Annotated in this window: 19 protein-coding genes and 1 riboswitch; of the genes, 5 read left to right on the forward strand and 14 right to left on the reverse strand. The window is 69.6% G+C overall.

Going from position 1 to position 17,276, the window contains the following annotated elements; translation table 11 throughout:
• Nucleotides 1–154: 154 nt before the first annotated feature.
• The 4 genes from C4T78_RS19235 to C4T78_RS19250 form a co-directional block, all read right to left on the reverse strand.
• Entirely contained in the window at nucleotides 155–889 is a 735-nt protein-coding gene (locus C4T78_RS19235; RefSeq protein ID WP_093349585.1) for an SDR family oxidoreductase, read from the reverse strand.
• 44 nt (nucleotides 890–933) lie between these two features.
• Entirely contained in the window at nucleotides 934–1,359 is a 426-nt protein-coding gene (locus tag C4T78_RS19240; protein WP_093349587.1) for a cupin domain-containing protein, read from the reverse strand.
• A 161-nt stretch (nucleotides 1,360–1,520) separates the two neighbouring features.
• The gene (locus tag C4T78_RS19245; protein ID WP_309599284.1) at nucleotides 1,521–2,339 is read right to left on the reverse strand and encodes a class I SAM-dependent methyltransferase; all 819 of its coding nucleotides are present in this window, start codon (nucleotides 2,337–2,339) and stop codon (nucleotides 1,521–1,523) included.
• Between the two features lie 83 nt (nucleotides 2,340–2,422).
• Nucleotides 2,423–2,920, reverse strand: coding sequence for an HXXEE domain-containing protein (locus C4T78_RS19250; RefSeq protein WP_218161529.1), 498 nt, complete (start codon nucleotides 2,918–2,920; stop codon nucleotides 2,423–2,425).
• A gap of 50 nt (nucleotides 2,921–2,970) precedes the next feature.
• Between C4T78_RS19250 and C4T78_RS19255 the strand changes: the two genes are divergently transcribed.
• Entirely contained in the window at nucleotides 2,971–3,561 is a 591-nt protein-coding gene (locus tag C4T78_RS19255) for a TetR/AcrR family transcriptional regulator (protein WP_093349592.1), read from the forward strand.
• 13 nt (nucleotides 3,562–3,574) lie between these two features.
• On the opposite strand, the gene C4T78_RS19260 is transcribed toward C4T78_RS19255, so the two are convergent.
• The 5 genes from C4T78_RS19260 to metE all read right to left on the reverse strand — a co-directional run bounded on the left by C4T78_RS19260 (nucleotide 3,575) and on the right by metE (nucleotide 9,049).
• Entirely contained in the window at nucleotides 3,575–3,796 is a 222-nt protein-coding gene (locus tag C4T78_RS19260; RefSeq protein ID WP_093349595.1) for a cell division protein SepF, read from the reverse strand.
• Nucleotides 3,797–4,079: 283 nt separating this feature from the next.
• Nucleotides 4,080–4,763, reverse strand: a complete 684-nt coding sequence (locus C4T78_RS36100) for a hypothetical protein (RefSeq protein WP_143185767.1) — start codon at nucleotides 4,761–4,763, stop codon at nucleotides 4,080–4,082.
• 246 nt (nucleotides 4,764–5,009) lie between these two features.
• Complete coding sequence (locus C4T78_RS19270) at nucleotides 5,010–5,723, reverse strand: helix-turn-helix transcriptional regulator (protein WP_093349600.1); 714 nt, start codon at nucleotides 5,721–5,723, stop codon at nucleotides 5,010–5,012.
• A gap of 16 nt (nucleotides 5,724–5,739) precedes the next feature.
• Nucleotides 5,740–6,636, reverse strand: coding sequence for an alpha/beta hydrolase (locus C4T78_RS19275; protein WP_093349602.1), 897 nt, complete (start codon nucleotides 6,634–6,636; stop codon nucleotides 5,740–5,742).
• A gap of 127 nt (nucleotides 6,637–6,763) precedes the next feature.
• Complete coding sequence (metE, locus tag C4T78_RS19280; RefSeq protein ID WP_093349605.1) at nucleotides 6,764–9,049, reverse strand: 5-methyltetrahydropteroyltriglutamate--homocysteine S-methyltransferase; 2,286 nt, start codon at nucleotides 9,047–9,049, stop codon at nucleotides 6,764–6,766.
• A gap of 120 nt (nucleotides 9,050–9,169) precedes the next feature.
• Nucleotides 9,170–9,391: riboswitch (cobalamin riboswitch) on the reverse strand.
• Between the two features lie 172 nt (nucleotides 9,392–9,563).
• Here metE and C4T78_RS19285 point away from each other — a divergent pair.
• Genes C4T78_RS19285 through C4T78_RS19295 form a run of 3 tightly spaced genes read left to right on the forward strand, consistent with a single transcriptional unit; the run spans nucleotide 9,564 to nucleotide 11,583 of the window.
• Nucleotides 9,564–10,511, forward strand: a complete 948-nt coding sequence (locus tag C4T78_RS19285; RefSeq protein WP_177247497.1) for an ABC transporter ATP-binding protein — start codon at nucleotides 9,564–9,566, stop codon at nucleotides 10,509–10,511.
• Nucleotides 10,508–11,344 carry an ABC transporter permease gene (locus C4T78_RS19290; protein ID WP_093349608.1) on the forward strand — a complete coding sequence of 279 codons (837 nt, stop codon included), beginning with the start codon at nucleotides 10,508–10,510 and terminating at the stop codon, nucleotides 11,342–11,344. The genes C4T78_RS19285 and C4T78_RS19290 overlap by 4 nt, the downstream gene beginning before the upstream one ends.
• 14 nt (nucleotides 11,345–11,358) lie before the next feature.
• Nucleotides 11,359–11,583 carry a helix-turn-helix transcriptional regulator gene (locus C4T78_RS19295; protein ID WP_093152645.1) on the forward strand — a complete coding sequence of 75 codons (225 nt, stop codon included), beginning with the start codon at nucleotides 11,359–11,361 and terminating at the stop codon, nucleotides 11,581–11,583.
• Nucleotides 11,584–11,739: 156 nt separating this feature from the next.
• On the opposite strand, the gene C4T78_RS19300 is transcribed toward C4T78_RS19295, so the two are convergent.
• Nucleotides 11,740–12,624 carry an NmrA/HSCARG family protein gene (locus C4T78_RS19300; RefSeq protein WP_093350131.1) on the reverse strand — a complete coding sequence of 295 codons (885 nt, stop codon included), beginning with the start codon at nucleotides 12,622–12,624 and terminating at the stop codon, nucleotides 11,740–11,742.
• A gap of 108 nt (nucleotides 12,625–12,732) precedes the next feature.
• Here C4T78_RS19300 and C4T78_RS19305 point away from each other — a divergent pair, with 108 nt between their 5' ends.
• Nucleotides 12,733–13,302: a TetR/AcrR family transcriptional regulator gene (locus C4T78_RS19305; RefSeq protein WP_093349610.1), complete on the forward strand. Its 570-nt coding sequence runs from the start codon at nucleotides 12,733–12,735 to the stop codon at nucleotides 13,300–13,302.
• A gap of 69 nt (nucleotides 13,303–13,371) precedes the next feature.
• Here the strand turns inward: C4T78_RS19305 and C4T78_RS19310 are convergent, their stop codons facing one another.
• Genes C4T78_RS19310 through C4T78_RS19325 form a run of 4 tightly spaced genes read right to left on the reverse strand, consistent with a single transcriptional unit; the run spans nucleotide 13,372 to nucleotide 17,262 of the window.
• Complete coding sequence (locus C4T78_RS19310; protein ID WP_093349613.1) at nucleotides 13,372–14,373, reverse strand: ABC transporter ATP-binding protein; 1,002 nt, start codon at nucleotides 14,371–14,373, stop codon at nucleotides 13,372–13,374.
• Nucleotides 14,366–15,376 (reverse strand): ABC transporter ATP-binding protein, encoded by a 1,011-nt coding sequence (locus C4T78_RS19315; RefSeq protein ID WP_093349615.1) that lies wholly within the window; start codon nucleotides 15,374–15,376, stop codon nucleotides 14,366–14,368. Before C4T78_RS19315 ends, C4T78_RS19310 begins: the two co-directional genes overlap by 8 nt.
• Nucleotides 15,377–15,386: 10 nt before the next feature.
• Nucleotides 15,387–16,343 (reverse strand): ABC transporter permease, encoded by a 957-nt coding sequence (locus C4T78_RS19320; protein WP_093349618.1) that lies wholly within the window; start codon nucleotides 16,341–16,343, stop codon nucleotides 15,387–15,389.
• Nucleotides 16,336–17,262 (reverse strand): ABC transporter permease, encoded by a 927-nt coding sequence (locus C4T78_RS19325; RefSeq protein ID WP_093349620.1) that lies wholly within the window; start codon nucleotides 17,260–17,262, stop codon nucleotides 16,336–16,338. Before C4T78_RS19325 ends, C4T78_RS19320 begins: the two co-directional genes overlap by 8 nt.
• Between the last annotated feature and the right edge of the window lie 14 nt (nucleotides 17,263–17,276).

Below are 17,276 nucleotides of genomic sequence, written 5' to 3' on the forward strand. Positions count from 1 at the left end.
GCATCGGCACGACGTCGGCGGCGTCTTCGCGCCGCCGGGAAACGCTGCGAAGAGCTGAGGGGCTTCTTGCGCCCTCATGCCCGATTCTCGTATTCGGCGCGATTTCCACGCGTCATGTTGAGTCGTGGATGGCGCTGTCGGAATCCGCGCCGAGTCAGCGGGCGAGCCACTCCTGGTAGGTCGTATCGGCGATGACGGCATCGCTCCCGGCGATCAGGGCATCGCCCGAAGCCGCGGCGAACATGCCGGCGGTGTCGTCGGTGACGACGGTGCGGTGGTCACCCCGGGCGGCGAGAGCGATCCGGCCCAGCTCGTCGAGCGCGAAGACCTCGGGCCCGGCGACGTTGCGAGTGCCCTGCAACGGATCGCCCGCGGCGACATCGGCCACGGCTCGGGCGACATCGGCCGCGGCCATGGGCTGGACGCGCGTGGCGGGCAGGCGGACCTCGTTCTCGTCGGCGGTCCAGGACAGCACCGCGTCCACGAACTCGAAGAACTGGGTGGCGCGGACGATCGAGTAAGGCACCGGACCGGCCTTGAGGATGTCTTCCTGCAGCACCTTGGCGCGGTAGTAGGCCAGGTCCGGCACCTGGTCGGCGCCCACGATCGAGAGGACGACCGCGTGCCCGGTGCCGGCGCTCCCGGCGGCCGCCAGCAGGTTGTCCATGGTCTTCCGGAAGAAGTCGAGCGAGGACTCGTCGAAGGCCGGTGAGTTCGTCAGGTTGACGACGGCGTCGGCTCCGTCCAGCGCTTCGCGCAAGCCCTGCCCGCTGAGCAGGTCCAGCCCGGTGGACGGTGAGTGCGGCACCGCCTCGTGCCCGCTCGCGTCGAGGAGCTCGACCACCTGCGATCCGATGAGCCCGGTCCCACCGATGACGGCGATCTCCATGTGGTTGACCTTTCTCGTTCTCAGCGTGCGGCGGAGATCGGCGGTCAGGCCCGGAGGTCCTTCCGCCGCTCCAGCTCTTCCTCGTCCACGAGGGTGAGCATCGGTTCACCCGGCTCGCAGAGCATGGTGACCGTGAAGCGCACCGGGATGTCGTCGCGGTTGTTGCCGTCCTGGTAGTGGATGACGTCGCCGCCCGGCTCCCAGAACACCTCGCCGGCCCGGACGACGCACGCTGGGTGGCCTTCGAGCTCGAACACCATCTCTCCGTCCAGCACGTATCCGAAGGCCGGGCCGGAGTGCCGGTGCGGCGGGGTGCCGGGGTCGCCCGGCGGGAACTCGACGAGGACGGTCATAACGTGCGCACCGGGCGGGATGAACGGAGGTTCCGCCTCCTGCAGCACGGTGAGCGCGGTCCGCCACGCGTTCGACCGCGGTTGCCGCTCCGCGTTCGTCGACTCGATGTCGGGCATGGCGGACCCCCCGAGGATGCGGAAGGCCGTGGAAGCGGACGTCCGCGCGGTTGTGGCAGCTCAGTCGTGGTTCAACGACCCGGGCCGCTGATGCCATGACCGGTTCCGGGGTTCCCCCGGCGACAGATGTCAACCGGGGGCTTTAGTCCTTCGCCACCGGGTCAGCGGCGGCGGGCTTCGATCAGCCAGGCCGCCGAGCCGTAGAGCACGCCGCGCTCGGTCTGGTGCTCGGCCAGGTCTTCGCGCAGGTCGGCGATGGCGCGGGCCTTCTCGTCCTCGTCGAGGTCGGCGAGCAGCCAGGCGTGCTGCTCGGCGATGAAGTCGCACGCGTCGTCCACGTCCCGGCCGAAGTACATCGGCTCGGCGAGGTCGTGCAGCCGCACGTCGTCGAAGCCGGTGGTCGACAGCAGTTCCCGGACCACGTCGGGATCGCTCAGCGACAGCGGGCTCGGTCCGGTCGACGGCGGCAGCGGCAGGTCTCGACCGGCGGCCAGCAGCGCGCGGAACTTGACCATCCACTCGAGGCGCTCCGCCGGTTGCCAGGTCAGCAGGGCGAGGCGGCCGCCGGGGCGCACCGCTCGCGCGATGTTGGCGAACGCCGCGACCGGATCGCCGAAGAACATCACCCCGTGGCGGCTGATCGCCACGTCGAAGTGCGCTTCCGGGAAGTCGTGCACCTGCGCGTCGACCTGCTCGAACACCACGTTGGACAGCTCTTCGCGCGCGGCCAGCCCGCGGGCCAGCTCGATCATGCTCGACGACAGGTCCACGCCCAGCACCGAACCGTCGACCGCGCGCCGGGCCGCGTCGCGCGCCGTCCGCCCGCTGCCGCAGCCGATGTCGAGCACCTTCGCGGCGCGATCGATCCGCGCGGCGTCGAGCAGATCGTCCTGGTAGGCGGCGACGCCCTCGTCGAAGCGGTCGGCGCGGGACGTCCAGAAGTCGCCCTGGTTCCCGTCCCACGCGCGCAATTGGTCCACATTGGATGGATCGACCGGAGTTGTCACGGAGTCCCCCTCGTCTGAAAGCGCAGCGGAGGACTCTACTCCTATCACCGAGTCGATCAACCGGTTTTCCGCCACCGGGTGATCAGCCGCGCGGCTCCGTGCACCGCCGCGAGCGACACCGGGATCATCAGCACGCCGCTCAGCCAGGAGCGGGAGTCGTCCCGCCGGACGCCGGCCCGGCCGAGTTCGCGCCAGGCCCACAGCGAGTACGGGATGACCACGGTGGGCGCGGTGGCCACGCCGGGCGTGTACCCGCCGTGCAGCGCGGTGGCCGCGAGGTGGCCCACGCCGTGCGCGCCGAAGCCGAACAGGGCGCTCTGGAAGAACGGGGACCGGCCGCCGGTCCGCGCTCCCCGGACCGAGGCGGCGAGCACGACCAGACCCATCAGCGAGATCGCCGTCCTGGCGTGCTCCTGCGACATCGGCTCCCGCATCCAGGGCGGCGTGCGGTCGGGGTTGGCCTGCGTCCAGGGGGCCATGGTGAACCACTCCTCGGCGTCGTTGGCCAGCCAGGCCAGGAACAGGCCCAGGGTCACCGATCTGCGCACCGCCATCGCGCACTCCTCATTATCGTTACAAGACGTAACGTAAATATACTGGGCCGGTGAGCGATCCGGGAAGGCCGAGCAGGGGAAGGCCGCGACGTGCGGAAACCGATCGCGCGATCCTGACCGCCGCGGCCGAGCTCCTGGCCGAGCACGGCTACGCGGAGCTGACGATCGAAGCCGTGGCGGCCCGCGCCGGAGTCGGCCGCCCGACGGTGTACCGGCGCTGGCCCGCGAAGGAAGACCTGGTGGTCGGCACCCTCATCGACGCGGTGCGGCCGCTGGAAGCGCCGAACACCGGCGACGCCGCGGACGACCTGTGCGCGATGGCGATCGACTTCGTGACGCAGCTGGCCGCCGCGCCGCTCGGGCGCGTCGTGCTCGGCGTGCACGCGGAGGGCGGGCGCAGCGCGAAGCTGGCCGCGCTGCTGCACGAGCAGTACTTGCAGCCCAGGGACGTCGCGGTCACCGAGCTGGTGGAACGCGGTCGGCAGCAGGGCGAGCTGCGCGAGGACCTCACCGCGGGAACGATCCGCGACCTGGTCTTCGGGCCGCTGGTCTACCGCTGGCTGATGACCGGAGAACTGGATCGCGCCACCGCCGAAGCGCTGGTCGGCGCCGCCCGGCAGGCGATCTCACCGAAGCCGTGAGCGGCTCACGCGCTCACGCGTCCTCCTTCGGGTGCGTCAGGAGGAAGACCTTCGACGCGACGCGCTCCATGCTGCCGTCCCGCGCCACGACCATGCCCGCCGCGAAGTCGACCAGCTGTCTCGCCTCGGCGTTCGGCAGGGCCGACAGGTCCATCAGCACGGAGTTGCCCTGCCTGAAGTAGTCGCCGACGTGGTAGACGTCGGCGTAGTTCTGCGGGTGCAGCGTCTTGACCACAACACCAGTCTTGCCCGCTTGAGCCGGAAGTCAACTGCAAACACGTCTCCCCAGCTCAACCTCACCGAACGATCGGCGAAGTCCTTGCCGAAGCAACCGCCCGCACCGAGGATCGGCCCGGTTCCTCGGCCCTTCGCCGCCAACACCTCATCGGCGGCAACGGCCGACAGGACTGAAATTGATCCGAACAAGTTAAAATACTTCTTCGGCAAAGCCAAATCAGGGAAGCACTACACGGACAGATCCAGCGCCACAAGCGCGCGATTCAACTCCGGGGGCTTTGTCATGAGCCGAGCATGTCGAGACTGAAGCCAAAAAGGAACAGAACCAAGGACACCCAACGCAATGGATGCCCCGGGGGATCGCCCCGCAAGGCTCGGTACTGAATCTCCGCAATCCCCGTAACAACAAAGAAAAGGACAAGAACGACGATGATCAACGATCCAGTCGCCAGTATCCCAAAAAGCAGGAGAGCCAGGCCGTTGACGTACGTCAATACTACAAGCCCGATCATCACCACCGCCGAAAGGCCAAGCGGACTCGGAACGTGAGAATGGATCCCCTCCACGACCCCCGGAATTGACAATATAGCCATCATCTCCATGATGGCACCCACGAACAGAACCGATACCACCACCACCAAATCACGTCGTCCAAAACTTTTACCAGAGGGACGATCTTCCGAGCTCTCCTCCCTCACCATCTCCTCGTCTGACGACCAAGCGTCTCGAATATTTTTCCAGCCCGCACCTCTAAACCGTAACGCCAGATTTTTCAGGCGGTCGGGCCCGAGAAGGTCTAGCACCACCACCAACCCTGCCGCGAATTGAAGCCACTTCCCAATCCGCGCCCAAAAAACAATTTTCCACCCTAAAAGGATGCACTTCTTGATCTCTTCACCACTCCACCAAGTCACGAACAGGTCGAGCAGACTTCCACTGCATACCTGTTGTACCGCGTCATCCACCCACTACCTCCCGATCAGGCGGGAGAGTGTAGCGGCGTGATCACCCTACGCGGTGGCGGTCCACCAAACTTCGTCATGCGCACGCATAACGAAAGCCCCTCTGGCCGCGGAGAGGCCTTCCTCGTTCCTGACTACCGGGCAGCCCGGTTCTTATCGACACACGTCTTCACCGCCGAAGGGGATTCAGCCCCGCACGAGCAGTAGGGAGAACTAGCGCAAGCAAGAGCGCGAAATCGACCATCGACCTCACCGCGGAGGTGCCAGCGGGGCGAGTGCGGTGGGTCGGGCCGCGCCCGCGGCTGCCGAGCCGGTCAGGAGGTCGGCCAGGTCGTGGGCCGGCGACCGCTCGTCGGTCGGCGTCGCCGCCACGATCCGGTCCAGCCGGAAACCTCGGCCCGCTCGTCGTTCGCGGCACCAGGCGATGAGGTACCAGCTGCCGCCGGCGGTGAGCAGTCCGGCCGGTTCCACCGCGCGGCGGCTCTCCCGCCCCGCCTCGTCGACGTAGGACAACAGCAGCACCGTGCCGCTTTCCAGGGCGCGCTCCACCGCGGACCGGACCGATCCCGCGGTCCGGTCCGGCAGCGCGACGATCCGGGCGGCGAGCCCCTGCGCCGCGACCGCCGCCGGACCGGTCATCGAGGCCGCGATCTTCTGGGACGCCGTGCGCGCCGCGTCGGCGTAGGGAGCGTCGGCCACCGCGAGCGCGGCGACCAGCGCCGAAGCTTCTTCGGCGGTGAACCGGATCGGCGGGAGGGTCATCGCCGGGTCGATCGACCAGCCCCCGCCGCGCCCGGAGGTCGTGCGCACCGGGACTCCGGTCTCCAGCAACGCCTGGAGATCGCGCTGCACAGTGCGGGTGCTGACCTCGAACCGCGCTGCGAGCACCGCGACGGTCAGCGGGCGCGGGGCGACCGCGCGCAACTCCTCCACCAGCGCGTAAAGCCGAGCAGTCCGGTTCACGAGCTCGACGCTACCGTCACGCGCCGGCCAGGAAGTCCCGCTCGCGCTGCCGTTCCCGCTCGGTGATCGTCAGCGGGAACAGCGTGAAGCCGTGCATCGCGCCGGCGACGACGCCGAGCTGCACGGGCGCCTGCCACCGCGCCGCCAGGAAGAGCGAGTCGTCCAGCAGCGGATCTTCGGTGCCGACGACGATCCGGGCGGGCGGCAGTCCGGTGACGTCGGCGAACAGCGGCGAGATCTCCGGGTCGCGGCGCTCTTCCGCGCCCATGCCCGGCGTGAAGCGCTCGTAGGTGCGCCGCATCGAGTCGGTGTTGCTCAGCAGCTTCCGGGAGCCGAACGAGCGCTGGCTCGGTGTCATCGACAGGTCGTACGGGCCGAAGGTCAACTGGGCCGCTCGGAACGCGCCGGTGATGCCGTGCCGGTCGCGCAGGCGCAGCAGCGTCAGGACGCTCAGGTGGGCTCCGGCCGATTCGCCGCCGATCAGCAGCCGCCGGGTGCCGAACTCGGTGGCGGCGTGATCCACCAGCCACCGGGCGACGGCTTCGCAGTCGTCGGGTGCGGCCGGGAACGGGTTCTCCGGCGCCAAGCGGTATTCCACGCTCACCACGGCCAACCGCGCTTCGACGGCCAGCTGCCACAGCTTCTCGTCCTGCCCGTCCGCGGCGCCGAACGCCCAGCCACCACCGTGGATGTGCAGGTAGACGCCGTCGACGCGGTCCGGCACGAAGGCCCGGACCGGCACTCCCGCGACGACGCGGTCCTTCCCCTCCGGCAGGCGCACCGGCGGCGCGTCGCCACCGAGCCGGTTGCGCCGCAGGGTTTCCAGCGAACTCGGCGCCTCGCCGCGAGCCGCCTCGAACTGCTCGTTGAACGCGGTGGTCTCGGCGAGGCAGTCCTCATCAGTGATCGTCATGCGCCGACTGTCGCAACCGGTCGCGACAACCCCGTGTCACCTTTCCCGGGTGAACTGGATCACGGGGAGGGCGTTGCGGGCGGTGCTGTGAGTGGTGGGAGACCGGCACCGCCCGCAACCCTTGCGGTCAGGGCAGCTCGCGGCGGACCGCTTCCGCTGCGCCGACCAGGTTCTCCAGCGCCGGTTCGACCTCCGCGTAGTCGCGGGTCTTCAGGCCGCAGTCCGGGTTCACCCAGATCCGATCCGCGGGCACCGAGCGCAGCGCCGCCCGCAGCAGCTCGGCCACCTCGGCCACGTCCGGCACGCGCGGCGAGTGGATGTCGTAGACGCCCGGCCCCACGCCGCGTCCGAAGCCGACCGCGTTGAGGTCCTCCAGCACCTCCATCCGCGACCGGGCGGCTTCGATGCTGGTGACGTCGGCGTCGAGCGCGACGATCGCGTCGATCACGTCGCCGAACTCCGAGTAGCACAGGTGCGTGTGGATCTGGGTGGAGTCGGCGACACCGGAGGTGGCCAGCCGGAACGCCGCGACCGCCCACGCCAGGTACGCCTCGTGCCGGGCCGCGCGCAGCGGCAGCAGCTCGCGCAGCGCGGGCTCGTCCACCTGGATCACCCGGATCCCGGCCGCTTCCAGGTCCTGCACCTCGTCGCGGATGGCCATCGCGACCTGCGCCGCGGTCTCGCCCAGCGGCTGGTCGTCGCGGACGAACGACCAGGCCAGGATGGTGACCGGGCCGGTGAGCATGCCCTTGACCGGCTTCGCCGTGAGCTTCTGCGCGTAGGTCGCCCACGCCACGGTCATCGGCCCCGGCCGGAACACGTCGCCGTAGAGGATCGGCGGCCGCACGCACCGGGAGCCGTAGGACTGCACCCAGCCGTTCGCGGTGCTGATGAACCCGTCGAGGTGCTCGGAGAAGTACTGCACCATGTCGTTGCGCTCCGGCTCGCCGTGCACCAGCACGTCGAGGCCGATCCGCTCCTGCAGCTCGATCACGCGCTTGATCTCGTCGCGCATCCGCTGCTGGTAGGTGGCGCGGTCGATGCGCCCGGCGGTGAACGCCGCACGAGCTCTGCGGACGTCGGTGGTCTGCGGGAACGAACCGATCGTCGTGGTGGGCAGCGGCGGCAGCTGCAGCGATTTCTGCTGCGCTTCCCGGCGTTTCGCATAGTCGCCGCGCTGCGAGTGCTCCGGCTTCAGCGATTCCAGCCGCGCGCGCACGCGGTTGTTGCGCACGCGGGTCGCACCGGCCCGGTCCTCGACGGCTGCGCGCGCGGCGGCGAGCTCGTCGGCCACGGCCTCGCGGCCGTCCTCCAGCGCACGCCCGAGCACGACGACCTCGCGGACCTTCTGCGCGGCGAAGGCCAGCCAGGACTTCACCTGCGGGTCGATGTCCTCGGTCTCGACGTCGTAGGGCACGTGCAGCAGCGAGCACGAGGTGCCCACCGAGACCTCACCGGCCAGGCCGAGCAGGGTGGCCGCCGCGGTGAGCGCGCGGTCGAGGTCGGTGCGCCAGATGTTGCGCCCGTCGACGAGCCCGGCGACCAGCGCCTTGTCCCGCAGGCCAGGCACACCCGACATCGAATCCACAGTGGACGGAGCAGTCACCAGGTCGACGGCCAGCGCCTCCACCGGCGTGCCCGCCAGCTCCCGCACCGCCTCGCCGAAGTCGCCGAAGTAACCGGCGACCAGCAGCTCCGGCCGAGCCGACAGCCCGCCCAGCTGCCGGTACGCATCGCCGAGCGCGGCCAGCTGTTCCGGCGTGCGGTCGGCGGCGAACGCGGGCTCGTCGAGCTGCACCCGCTCGACCCCGGCGCGGTGCAGCTCGCGCAGCAGGTCCGCGTAGGCGGTGAGGAGTTCGGGCAGCTTGTCCAGCGGCCGGAAGGATTCGGGCGCGCCTTCCGCGGACTTGGCCAGCAGCAGGAACGTCAGCGGACCGACCAGCACCGGGCGCGTGGTCACCCCGGCTTCCAACGCCTCGCGGTACTGCTCGACCGGCGTGCGATCGGCCAGCGCGAACTCGGTGTCCGGGCCGATCTCCGGCACCAGGTAGTGGTAGTTGGTGTCGAACCACTTCGTCATCTCCAGCGGCGGCACCGCTTCCACGCCGCGCGCCAGCGCGAAGTAGGTGTCCAGCGGACCGAGGCCCAGCGCGGCGTAGCGCGGCGGGACGGCACCGAAGGTGACGGCGGTGTCGAGCACCTGGTCGTAGTAGGAGAAGGTGTTGCCGGGCACCGAGTCCAGGCCGGCGTCGCGCAGCTCGCGCCAGGTCCTGACGCGCAGCTCCCGGGCCGTCTCCCGCAGTTCCGCCTCGCTGGAGCGGCCCGCCCAGTAGCTCTCCAGCGCCCGCTTCAGCTCCCGCTCCGGGCCGATCCGGGGATATCCGAGTACGGTCGATCCGATCTTGCCGGTCAAGTCCTCACCTCGCGAGCTCGACATCAGTGCGCCGAGGTCGGGCGGGCGTGGACCAGCGGGCAGGCAGCGGCCGCTCGTCGGTCAGGTCCTCCCGCGAGACCTCGGACCGCGCGCGCCGGGTCGGCGAGCGCACCGGTGGCAGGTCTTCGGACTCGCGGGCGTTCTCCGGATCGGAGGCTCCTACTGGCCGTCGCTTCCCAGACCTCGCGGTCCAGTGCTCGATGACGGCGGTCGTTCCCGCTCACCGCTGCGGGGCAGTCCCGGATTCGCACCGGGTTCCCTCTTGCCTCGCCCACCTCCGGAACGTCCGGGAGCAGGCGAACCACCAGCACGGCCAAGGCTATCGACCGGCCCCCCGATGGCAAGGCCCGCCGCTCCCCCGGCCACCGGTCAACGGCGCTGAAGTCGATCTATGCGGCGCTGAGATCCGCGCCACACACGATCAGCCGCACACGCGAGATGTAGTATGTGTACTACATCGAGAGGCACTTTCAATACAGAAGGTACTGGGGAGATGACAGCGACCAACGAACACGCCGCGTTGGCACCGCCGATGGCCGAGACCGCGCTCGACGTCAAAGACCTGCGGATGACCTACGGCACCACCGACGTGCTCAAGGGCGTCGACTTCACCGCCCGCCGCGGTGAGGTGGTGGCGCTGCTGGGCCCGAACGGGGCGGGCAAGAGCACCACGATCGAGATCCTGGAGGGATTCCGGATGCGCTCCGGCGGCGACGTCCGGGTCCTCGACGCCGACCCGGCGCACGGCGACGAGCGCTGGCGGGCGCGGCTCGGCATCGTGCTGCAGTCCTGGCGCGACCACGGAAAGTGGCGGGTGCACGAGCTGCTGTCGCACCTGCGCGGCTACTACACGCCTTACGCCGAACCGTGGGACACCGACGAGCTGATCCAGGCGGTCGGCCTGACCGAGCACGCGGGCAAGCGCATCCGGCAGCTCTCCGGCGGGCAGCGGCGCAGGCTGGACGTGGCGATCGGCATCGTCGGCCGCCCGGAGCTGCTGTTCCTGGACGAACCGACGGTCGGCTTCGACCCGCAGGCCCGCCGCGAGTTCCACGACCTGGTGCACCAGCTCGCCGACCAGAACACCACCGTCCTGCTCACCACGCACGACCTGGACGAGGCCGAGAAGCTGGCCGACCGCATCCTGATCCTGGCAGGCGGCCGCATCGTCGCCGACGGCTCCGCCGACCAGCTCTCCCGCCAGGTCACCGCCGACTCCGAGATCAAGTGGTCCGTCGACGGCAGGCGGTACGTGCACTCCGCGGCGGACGCGACCGGCTTCGTCCGCGAGCTGTTCGCGCAGCACGGCGACGCCGTCGCCGACCTCGAAGTGCGCCGGGCGACCCTGGAGGACACCTACATGGCGCTGGTGCACGCGCACGAGTCCGGGCGCGGCGAGGCCGCCGCGCTGAAGTTCGCGAACGTGGAGGTGCAGCGGTGAACGCCAACGCGGTGCGCGTCGGCCTGCGGCGCGGTTGGATCGAGTTCCGCCAGACCTGGGGCAACCGCCAGGACCTGATGGGCTACCTGGCACCGACCGCGGTCCTGCTCGTGGTGCTGTCCTTCCAGCGCGATGCCGTGGTCCCGGGCGTCTCGCTCGGCGCCACCAGCGTGCCCGGGGTGCTCGGCATGACCATCGCCTTCGGCGGGCTGGTCAGCCTGGGGCAGCTGATGATCACCGAGCGCGAGGACGGCACGCTGCTGCGCGCCAAGGCCATGCCGCACGGCACGCTCGGCTACCTGATCGGCAAGCTCGTGCTGGTCACCGGCATGACGCTGACCAGCATCGCGATCCTGCTGATCCCGTCGCTGGTGATGTTCGAGGGCTTCACCCTCGGCATCGGCTCGCTGCTGGGCATGCTCGGGATGACGGTGCTGGGACTGGCCGCGACGATCCCGATCGGCGCGACCGTCGGTTCGCTGTTCACCAGCCCGAGCAGCATGGCGCTGATCATGCTGCCGATGATCGGGCTGATCGTGATCTCCGGGGTCTTCTTCCCCGTCACCACGTTCCCGGAGTGGGTGCAGTGGATCGCGCAGGTCTTCCCGGTGTACTGGCTCGGTCTGGGCATGCGCTCGGCGCTGCTGCCGAACGAGATGATGTCGGTCGAGATCGGCGAGTCCTGGCGACACCTGGAGACCATCGGAGTGCTCGGCCTGTGGGCGGTCGCCGGACTCGTCATCGCCCCGGTGGTGCTGCGCCGGATGGCGCGCCGCGAGTCCGGCTCCACCGTGGCGGCGCGCCGCGAGAAGGCCATGCAGCGCGTGGTCTGAGGCCGGAGAGGAACATGAGCGAAACGATCTACAACCGCATCGCGATGCTGCGCGCGGAACGCGGCACCTCCCGCCGCGAACTGGCCGAAGCCCTCGGCGTGCACTACCAGACGGTGGGCTACCTGGAGAGGGGCGAGTACAGCCCGAGCCTCCACCTGGCCCTCCGCATCGCGGAGCACTTCGAGGTCCCGGTGGAGGTGGTCTTCTCCACCCGCCCCTTCCCCCGCCTCGGCAGCTGACGCGGCGCGGTGGACGCCCGAACCCGGGAGCCTCAACACCCTTCCGGGCCGAGGTCACCTTCGTGCAGGCCGAAGGCCGTGAGTGTTTGGGGTGTTATAGCGCCCCAAAGCACTCAGGGGCCTGGCCAGGCAAAAGGCGCCTTCACCCCGTGCAGGTCATCCCGCGAGGTGCTGCTTGGCGAGCCAGGCCTCGAAGGTGAGCAGGCCCGGGTGGATCTTGCGGAGGGCCGGGACGTCGACCTCGGTGAGGTCCAGCTCGTTCATGGCCTTGTAGGCGCGGTACAGGACCGGGTTCTGGTCGCGGAGCGGCTCCAGCGGCATCTCGACGTGACGGAATTCGCGGCCCGCCGCGCGGGAGAGCGCGGCGGCGATCTGCGGCGGCGTGAGCGAATCACCGGCGATCTCCACGGCTTCACCGATGTAGGCGTCCGGGTCCTCGAACGCCAGCGCGGCGAAGGCCCCGATGTCCTCCAGCGCGATCAGCGGTTGCGACACGTCCGCCCGGACCGCGCTGACCAGCTCGCCGTCGCCGGCCGACTGCCCCGGCATCATCGCCAGGTAGTTCTCCATGAACGACACCGGCCGGAGCATCGTGGCCGGTACGCCGAGCTCGCGGATGTGCTGCTCGATCGCCCACTTGTTCTCCAGCGTCGGGATGCCGGTCGCCCGATCGGCGTGGAACCCCGAGGCGTAGACGAGGTGCCGAACGCCGGCTTCCTTCGCGGCGTCGGCGACGTTCTGGCCCCAGCGGACCTCGTCCTCGGCACTGACGTCCGGCGTCAGCTCCGGCGTGACGAAGGTCGGCTGGACGCTGAACACGCCCCGCACGCCGCGCATCGCGGAGGCGAGCGCCGCCCGGTCGCCCATGTCCCCTTCGATCACCTCGGCCCCCGCCTCGGCGAGCCTCCGGGCCGCCGCACCCGCGGCGCTGCGGGTGAAGGCGCGCACCGTCCAGCCCCGCTTCAGCAGGTGGGCCGCCGTGGCGCCGCCCTGCTGACCGGTGGCACCGACGACGAGCACGGTCTTGTCTCCTGCGGACACTGCTTCCTCCAGCACTCCGGAACAAAAGCGGAACGGTAGCCCCGCTTACCTCCGCGGACTATACGGAACGCACGCCCCGGTTGTCCACGGACGCGCTAGGCTCAGGTCGTGACGACCACGAACACCCAGGGGAAACGACTGCGCGCCGACGCCCAGCGCAATCGGGATCGCGTGCTCGCCGCAGCCCAAGAGCTGTTCGCCGCCGAAGGCCTCGCGGTCCCGCTGGACGACATCGCCCGCCGCGCCGGCGTGGGCCCGGGCACGGTCTACCGCCACTTCCCCACCAAGGAAGCGCTGTTCGACGCGGTCGTCTCCGAGCGGATCCGGCGCATGGTCGACCGAGCCCGCGAACAGGCCGAGGCCGACGACCCGGGCCAGGCCTTCTTCGACTACTTCCGCCTGGTCGTCGAACAGGCCTCGCTCAACAAGGACATCTGCGACGCGCTGGAATCGACCGGCGGCCGAGCGGAAGCGACCTGCCTGGCCCACGACTTCGACGTCGCGCTCGGAGTCCTCCTCGAACGAGCGCAGCGCTCCGGCGCGGTGCGCGCCGAGCTCGCGCCGGCGGAGCTCCACTCGCTGATCATCGGCTGCATCACCATGCACCGGCGCGCGGCGGCCGAGAGCCGCCCACCGCAGGAGATCGAGCTCGTCGTGAACGCGCTCCGCGCCATCTGAGGCCACGACGAACGAAGGGCACCTCCGACCGGGTCGGTCGGAGGTGCCCTTCGGCTCTCGTCGGCCTCGTCAGGAGACCACGTGAGGGCGTTCTTCGGCGAAGTGGCAGGCCGAGGGGTGGTTGCCGAGGCGGACCTCCAGCTGGGGGACCTCCTCCGCGCAGCGGTCCTGGGCCTTCCAGCAGCGGGTGCGGAAGCGGCAGCCCGAGGGCGGGTTCGCCGGGCTCGGCACGTCACCGGTCAGGCGGATGATCTCGCGCTTGCCGCGCAAGGTCGGGTCCGGGACCGGCACCGAGGACAGCAGCGCCTGCGTGTACGGGTGCTGCGGGTGCTCGTAGATCTGCTCGTCCGTGCCGATCTCGACCATCTTGCCCAGGTACATCACCGCCACCCGGTCCGACAGGTGGCGGACCACCCCGAGGTCGTGGGCGATGAAGACGTAGGACAGGCCGAACTCCTTCTGGAGGTCTCCGAGCAGGTTCATCACCTGCGCCTGGATGGAGACGTCCAGCGCCGACACCGGCTCGTCGCAGACGATCACCTTCGGCTTGAGCGCCAGCGCCCGCGCGATGCCGATGCGCTGCCGCTGACCGCCGGAGAACTGGTGCGGGTAGCGCTGGATGTGCTCGGGGTTGAGCCCGACCACCTCCAGCAGCTCCTGCACCTTGCGCCGCCGCTCGCCCTTCGGCGCCACCTCCGGGTGGATCTCGAAGGGCTCGCCGATGATGTCGCCGACGGTGCGCCGCGGGTTCAGCGAGGTGTACGGGTCCTGCAGCACGATCTGCAGGTCGCGGCGCAGCTTGCGCAGCTCGGAGCCGCGCATCTTGAACATGTCGCGGCCCTCGAACAGCGCGCTGCCGCTGGTCGGCTTCTCCAGCCGCATCAGCACCTGCGCCAGGGTCGACTTGCCGCAGCCGGACTCGCCGACCACGCCGAGCGTTTCGCCCTTGTGCAGGTCGAACGACACGCCGTCGACCGCCCGCACCTGCCCGATGGTCCGCTTGAACAGCACGCCCTGCGTCACCGGGAAGTGCTTGACCAGGTCCTTCACCTGGAGGATCGGCTCAGCCACGGCTCATCATCTCCTCCGCGAAGTGGCAGGCGCTGATCCGGCCGAGCCCGAGCTGGTGGTACTCCGGAACCTCCGCGCTGCAGCGCTCCACGGCGCGCGGGCAGCGCGGGTGGAACGGGCAGCCCGGCGGCGCCGCCAGCAGGTTCGGCGGCAGGCCCTTGATCGTCTCCAGCTCCTGGCCCTTGAGGTCCAGCCGCGGGATCGACCGCATCAGCCCCTCGGTGTAGGGGTGACCCGGCTGCTTGTACAGCGAGTACGCGTCGGAGGACTCCACGATCCGCCCGGCGTACATCACCACGATCCGGTCCGCGACCTCGGCGACCACGCCCAGGTCGTGGGTGATCAGGATCAGGCCCATGCCGCGCTCGCGGCGCAGCTCGTCGAGCAGGTCCATGATCTGCGCCTGCACCGTGACGTCCAGCGCGGTGGTCGGCTCGTCGGCGATGAGCAGTTCCGGGTCCAGGGCCAGCGACATCGCGATCATGGCGCGCTGCCGCATGCCGCCGGAGAACTGGTGCGGGTACTCCTTAACGCGCTGCTTGGCGTTCGGGATCTTCACCTGGTCGAGCAGTTCGACCGCCTTCTTCATGGCGTCCTTGCGGGACATGCCACGACGCAGCCGGAGCTGCTCGGCGATCTGGAACCCGACCGTGTAGACCGGGTTCAGCGCGGACAGCGCGTCCTGGAAGATCATCGCCATCGACTCGCCGCGCAGCTCGCGCCGACGGCTGTCGGTAGCGCTGAGCAGGTCCTCACCGCGGTAGCGGATCGCGCCCCCGGTGATCGCCCCCGGCGGGATGTCGAGGATGCCCATGACGGTCTGCGCGGTGACGCTCTTGCCGGAACCGGACTCGCCCAGCACCGCCAAGGTCTCACCGGCGTCGACGTGGTAGTTGACGCCGTTGAGGACCTTGGCCACCCCGTCGCGGGTGCGGAACTCCACGTGCAGGTCCTCGACCTCCAGCAGGCGTTCTCCCGCGGTCTTCTCGTCCTCAGTAGACAAAGGGATTCTCCTACTTCTGCTTCGGGTCGAGCGCGTCGCGCACGGCGTCCCCGAGCATCACGAAGGCCAGCACCGTGACCACGAGGAACGCCGCCGGGAACGCCAGCAGGTGCGGCGAGATCTGGATGTACTGGCGCGAGTCGGCGATCATCACGCCCCAGGACACCACCGGGGACCGCAGCCCCAGGCCGAGGAACGACAGCGTCGCTTCCAGCGCGATGAACGTCCCGAGGGCGATCGTCGCGTACACCAGGACCGGCGCCAGGCAGTTCGGCAGCATGTGCCGCAGGATGATCCGCACCGGGCCGGCGCCGAGGGCGCGCGCCGCCTTGACGTAGTCCTGGTTGCGCGCCGAGATCGCCGCGGAACGCATGATCCGCATCGAGATCGGCCAGGACAGCAGCGAGATCGACAGGATCACCAGCGAGGTGATCTTGAAGGCGTTGGGGACCTCGGTCGCCGGGTTCAGCGTGGTCAGGATGACGATCGCGCCGAGCACGAACGGCAGGCCCAGGAAGATCTCGCTGAACCGCGACAGCACGTTGTCCAGCCAGCCGCCGAAGTAACCGGCGATCAGGCCGAGGATCGAACCGATCACCACCGTCAGCAGCGTCGCCATGACACCGACGATGATCGACGCCCGGGCCCCGTAGATGGACCGGGCGAAGATGTCGCGGCCCTGCGTGTCGTAGCCGAACCAGGCCTCCGCGGACGGCGCCTGCCGGGACCGGGCCAGGTCCATGTGGTTGGGATCCACCGAGGTGAACAGCTGCGGGAAGGCCGACATCACCAGCAGCACCACGATGATGGCCATCGAGATCAGGAAGGTCGGCCGCTTGCGCAGGTCGCGCCACGCGTCGGCCCACAGTCCGCGGGGCTTCTGGCTCTGGGCGGGCTTCGCCGCTGCTGTCTCCGGCCCGGTCGGGGCCGGCTCTGAGGTCAGACTGGCAGCGCTTGATTCAGTCATATCGGATCCTCGGGTCGAGAACCGCGTAGAGCATGTCCACGAGCAGGTTCATCAGCAGGTACACCAGGACCAGCAGGGTCACGATGCCGACGACCGTGGTGCCTTCCTTGGTGAGGATGGCCTTGTAGACCAGCCCGCCGATGCCCCGGATGTTGAAGATGCCCTCGGTCACGATGGCGCCACCCATGAGCGCGCCGAGCTCGGTGCCCAGGAAGGTGATCACCGGGATCAGCGAGTTGCGCAGCAGGTGCACGCCGACGACCCGCTTCGGTTCCAGCCCCTTGGCAACCGCGGTCCGCACGTAGTCGGCCCGCTTGTTCTCCATCAGGCTGGTGCGGGTCAACCGCGCCACGTAGGCCATCGACGTGCTGCCCAGCACGAAGCCCGGCACGATCAGCTCGCCCCAGGTCGCCTGGGAGCTCACGCTCGGCGTGATGATGCCCAGCTCGGTGCCCAGCACGACCTGCAGGATGAAGCCGGTGACGAACACCGGCAGCGAGATCAGGAACAGGGTCGACAGCAGCACGAGGTTGTCGATGAACCCGCGCCCGCGCAGACCGGTCAGGATGCCCGCGCCGACACCGATCAGCGCGGCGAAGGCCAGCGCCACGACGGCCAGCCGCAGGGTGATCGGGTAGGCGTCGGCCACCAGCTGGTTGACCGGGATGCCCGCGAAGGTCTCGCCGAAGTCGCCCTGCAGGATCTGCCCCAGGTACTTGAAGTACTGAACGATCACCGGGTCGTTCAGGTTGTACTTCTCGGTCATCTCCGCGATGTAGGCGGGCGGGCACGGCCGGTCCCCGCAGCGGCCGGCGAACGGATCACCGGGAAGCGCCCAGATCAGGGCGTAGATGATGAACGTCGTCCCGATGAACACCGGGATCAGCTGCAGCAACCGCCGCAGCACGTAGCGTCCCACGTCAACCTCCTCCA

Origin of the sequence: Saccharopolyspora kobensis, from assembly GCF_900108315.1 — a bacterium.
Lineage (GTDB): Bacteria > Actinomycetota > Actinomycetes > Mycobacteriales > Pseudonocardiaceae > Saccharopolyspora > Saccharopolyspora kobensis.

Bases quoted from the DNA above. Each gene is read 5' to 3' on its own strand.
- C4T78_RS19235 (WP_093349585.1), bottom strand. From the start codon at position 889: ATGGAGATCGCCGTCATCGGTGGGACCGGGCTCATCGGATCGCAGGTG.
- C4T78_RS19240 (WP_093349587.1), bottom strand. From the start codon at position 1,359: ATGCCCGACATCGAGTCGACGAACGCGGAGCGGCAACCGCGGTCGAAC.
- C4T78_RS19250 (WP_218161529.1), bottom strand. From the start codon at position 2,920: ATGGCGGTGCGCAGATCGGTGACCCTGGGCCTGTTCCTGGCCTGGCTG.
- C4T78_RS19275 (WP_093349602.1), bottom strand. From the start codon at position 6,636: ATGACGATCACTGATGAGGACTGCCTCGCCGAGACCACCGCGTTCAAC.
- C4T78_RS19285 (WP_177247497.1), top strand. From the start codon at position 9,564: ATGACAGCGACCAACGAACACGCCGCGTTGGCACCGCCGATGGCCGAG.
- C4T78_RS19295 (WP_093152645.1), top strand. From the start codon at position 11,359: ATGAGCGAAACGATCTACAACCGCATCGCGATGCTGCGCGCGGAACGC.
- C4T78_RS19320 (WP_093349618.1), bottom strand. From the start codon at position 16,343: ATGACTGAATCAAGCGCTGCCAGTCTGACCTCAGAGCCGGCCCCGACC.